The 3848-nt window shown below is 35.1% G+C and carries 5 protein-coding genes; all 5 read right to left on the bottom strand.

Annotation, left to right across the window (positions count from 1 at the left end; all coding sequences use genetic code 11):
- Window positions 1–37: 37 nt before the first annotated feature.
- Complete coding sequence (rfbC, locus tag KM800_RS14895) at window positions 38–586, bottom strand: dTDP-4-dehydrorhamnose 3,5-epimerase (RefSeq protein ID WP_217813797.1); 549 nt, start codon at window positions 584–586, stop codon at window positions 38–40.
- 63 nt (window positions 587–649) lie between these two features.
- Complete coding sequence (gene rfbD, locus KM800_RS14900) at window positions 650–1537, bottom strand: dTDP-4-dehydrorhamnose reductase (protein WP_217813794.1); 888 nt, start codon at window positions 1535–1537, stop codon at window positions 650–652.
- Between the two features lie 12 nt (window positions 1538–1549).
- Complete coding sequence (rfbA, locus tag KM800_RS14905) at window positions 1550–2434, bottom strand: glucose-1-phosphate thymidylyltransferase RfbA (RefSeq protein WP_217813795.1); 885 nt, start codon at window positions 2432–2434, stop codon at window positions 1550–1552.
- 40 nt (window positions 2435–2474) lie between these two features.
- Window positions 2475–3524: a dTDP-glucose 4,6-dehydratase gene (rfbB, locus tag KM800_RS14910; RefSeq protein ID WP_217813796.1), complete on the bottom strand. Its 1050-nt coding sequence runs from the start codon at window positions 3522–3524 to the stop codon at window positions 2475–2477.
- A gap of 147 nt (window positions 3525–3671) precedes the next feature.
- Complete coding sequence (locus KM800_RS15595) at window positions 3672–3800, bottom strand: hypothetical protein (protein WP_254906582.1); 129 nt, start codon at window positions 3798–3800, stop codon at window positions 3672–3674.
- Window positions 3801–3848: the final 48 nt, after the last annotated feature.

Consider the following 3848-nt stretch of genomic DNA (forward strand, 5'->3'; position numbering starts at 1 on the left):
TTTTTACCATGGGGTCTGACCCCTTAACTCTGACCCCTTAACTCAAGTCCTTCAACCTTGGCCATAACTTATCCTTATCAGAGAAGATTATATTGTCTATTCCGTCTAGCGGCCATTTTATTCCTATATCCGGATCATTCCATATGAGTCCGCCCTCATCTTCCGGATGATAAAAATCAGTACATTTGTAACAGAATTCAGCTTCATCTGAAAGGACTGCAAATCCATGTGCAAATCCTTTTGGCAGATAAAACTGCTTCTTGTTTTCTTCAGACAGCACAACTCCTACCCATTTTCCGTAAGTTTCCGATCCATCTCTAAGATCCACACCTACATCAAATACCTTACCTTTTGTAACTCGTACAAGTTTTCCCTGAGAATGTTTTTTTTGAAAATGAAGTCCTCTCAAAACTCCCTTTGTAGATTTGGATTGATTATCCTGAACAAATTCCATATCCAATCCTGCCTCTTTAAAGTCATTATAATTATAGGTTTCCATGAAATATCCTCTGTTATCTCCAAAAACCTTTGTTTCAACTATGTATACGCCTTTAATTTCCGTATTTACAAATTTAAAATTACCTATTTTAAACACACCCTTTCTTGTCAATTCACAGTTTACAATTTACAGTTCACAATTAAGAAGTTGTTAACTGTCCCCCATTATTGTCTGTATAAAAGATTTGAGGGCAGTTTTCCAGTTTCTCATGTCATCTCCTATAGTACATCTGAGCATCATATTGTCCAGTGAAGAATATTCAGGTCTCTTTGCAGCTCTTTTAAGCGAGTCGGAAGTCATGGGAGATACTGTACATTCTATTTTTGAATACTCAACAATTTTTGAAGCAAAATCATACCAGCTGCATTCTCCCTTTCCCGTACAGTGATATATTCCATATTCATGTGTAAGTGACAGTTTTAATATATGGTATGCAAGGTCCTCTGCATTGGTAGGATTGCCTCTCTGGTCATTTACTACATCAAGATGCCCTTTTTCTTTTGCTGCCTTCATTATTGTATATACAAAATTTTTGCCGTATCTTCCGTAGAGCCAGGAGGTTCTGACTATAAAATATCTGCTGCAGTTTTCCCTTACATACTGTTCTCCAAGAAGTTTTGTCTTTCCATATACACTTACTGGTTGTGGAAGGTCATATTCTTTGAAAGGTATATTGCCTTCACCATTGAAAACATAGTCTGTGGATATGTGTACAAGTTTTGCTTCTATTTTTTCACATGCCATTGCAAGATTTCTCGGGCCAATTGAATTTACCCTGAAAGCACTTTCATAGTCACTTTCACATTTGTCTACATTTGTGTAGGCTCCACAGTTTATAACTATATCAGGTTTGTATTTTCCCATAAAGTTCATTACATCACTTAATCGAGTTATGTCAAGCTCATCTCTGGCGACATATATCATTTGAGAATTGGAATACAATTTATCCACAGGTCCGAGTTCTGAACTTTTGTTTTCCAAAATAGAACGAATTTCCATGGCAAGCTGACCTTTTGCACCTGTAACCAACACTTTCACATATATCACCCTCTAAAATTTATATTTTTTTCTGTCTATCAGGCTCAGGATATAACGTCCATAGTCTACTTTTTTCAAAGGCTCGGCCAATTTTAAAAGCTGTTTGTCATCAATATATCCCTTTCTGTAGGCAATTTCTTCAAGACATGCTATGTAGAGTCCTTGTCTGGTCTGTACAGCTTCTACAAAATTAGCTGCATTTAAAAGTCCTGTTGGAGTTCCCGTATCAAGCCATGCCATGCCTCTTCCAAAGAGTTCTACTTTCAGCTTTCCTCTTTTAAGATATTCATTATTTATATCTGTTATTTCAAGTTCTCCTCTTGCAGAGGGCTTTATGTTCTTTGCTATATTTACTACATCATTGTCATAAAAATAGAGTCCCGGAACTGCATAATCGGATTTTGGATGTTCAGGTTTTTCCTCTATGGATATTACGTTGAAGTCATCATCAAATTCCACTACTCCAAAAGAGGTTGGATTACTTACATGATAGCCAAAAATAGTGGAACAGTCATGTCTCTTTGAAGCATTTTCAAGTCTTTCTGTAAAACCATATCCATGAAATACATTATCTCCAAGGACAAGTGCCACATCGTCCTGTCCTATAAATTCCTCTCCTACAATAAATGCTTCTGCAAGTCCTTTGGGTTCATACTGTATTTTATACTGGAAATTAAGTCCATACTGACTTCCATCTCCAAATAGTTCTTTAAATGTCTCTATATCCCTTGGTGTTGATATGATAAGTATGTCCCTTATATCTGCAAGCATAAGAACTGACAGAGGATAATATATCATTGGCTTGTCATATACAGGTATGATCTGTTTTGATATGGCCTTTGTCATTGGATAGAGTCTTGTACCGGAACCTCCTGCAAGTATTATACCTTTTCTCATGTTATAACCACCTTTTCAATTCACTATTTACAGTTCACAATTATGAGTACATTTTTTTGTAATAGTTTTTATAGTCTCCCGAGGTTACGTTTTCCATCCATTCCTTGTTTTCAAGATACCATTTGATTGTCTTTATTATTCCATTTTCAAATTTGGTTTCAGGGTACCATCCAAGTTCTTCTTTTATCTTTTCAGGATCGATTCCGTATCTTCTGTCATGTCCTTTTCTGTCCTCTACATATTTTATAAGATTTTCTTCTACTGAAGAATCTACATTGTCATGTATATATGAAATTACAGTTTTTACAATATGTATATTGGTTCTCTCGTTATGTCCTCCAATATTATAGACCTGTCCGACTTTTCCACCATTTAAGACCATGTCTATTGCCTTGCAGTGGTCTTCTACATAGAGCCAATCCCTTATATTCATTCCATCTCCATATACGGGAAGTTCTCTCTTGTTCAAACAGTTGTTTATAACAAGTGGTATCAATTTTTCCGGGAATTGATAAGGACCGTAGTTATTGGAACATCTAGTTATGTTGACAGGCATTTTATATGTATCAAAATATGCTTTTACCATTAAATCCGCAGATGCCTTGCTTGAGGAGTATGGACTGTGGGAATCGAGAGGAGTTGTCTCTGTAAAATATCCTTCACTTCCAAGTGATCCGTAAACTTCATCTGTAGAAACTTGAAGATATTTTTTGCCTGCTTTAAAAGTATCTCCTCCTGACCAGGCATTCTTTGCTGTGTTTAAAAGAGTTACAGTTCCAAGTACATTTGTCTGAACAAATATTTCAGGATTTTTTATACTCCTATCCACATGTGATTCTGCAGCAAAATTAACTACATAATCTATATCATATTCTTGAAACAGTTCTTCCAGTTTGCTTTTATCGCATATGTCCCCCTGTATAAAAGTGTAGTTTGGATTATCCGCTATTGATTTAAGGTTTTCCAGGTTTCCTGCATAGGTGAGCTTGTCATAGTTTATGATTTTTATGTCATTATATTTGTTCATCATATAGTGGACAAAGTTCGAGCCTATAAATCCAGCTCCTCCTGTTACCAAATAAGTTTTCATTTGTATCCCCCTTCAATAAATATAATTATTTTAAATAATTTACAATATATTTATATTATATACTGGCTATATACTGATTAAAAGTACTTTCAGAATAGTGCTATCATGAAAAAATAGAGTGAATCTCTTCGCTCTATTTATGAGTATCTAATTATCAGCTCCAGCTTCATTATAACTTTTATCAGATAAATGATTACATGTTTTACTCTTATATAAGTCTGACAGATAATTCATAAATGGATCTCTTAAATCATCTCTTTTTAATGCCATTTCCACAGTGTATTGTGTGTCTCAAGCCTTTTGGCTCCTTCTGCCTTATAAAAT

It is taken from the genome of Clostridium tyrobutyricum, from assembly GCF_019144085.1.
Classification (GTDB): Bacteria; Bacillota; Clostridia; order Clostridiales; family Clostridiaceae; genus Clostridium_B; species Clostridium_B tyrobutyricum_A.

Bases quoted from the DNA above. Each gene is read 5' to 3' on its own strand.
- rfbA (WP_217813795.1), bottom strand. From the start codon at position 2,434: ATGAGAAAAGGTATAATACTTGCAGGAGGTTCCGGTACAAGACTCTAT.
- rfbB (WP_217813796.1), bottom strand. From the start codon at position 3,524: ATGAAAACTTATTTGGTAACAGGAGGAGCTGGATTTATAGGCTCGAAC.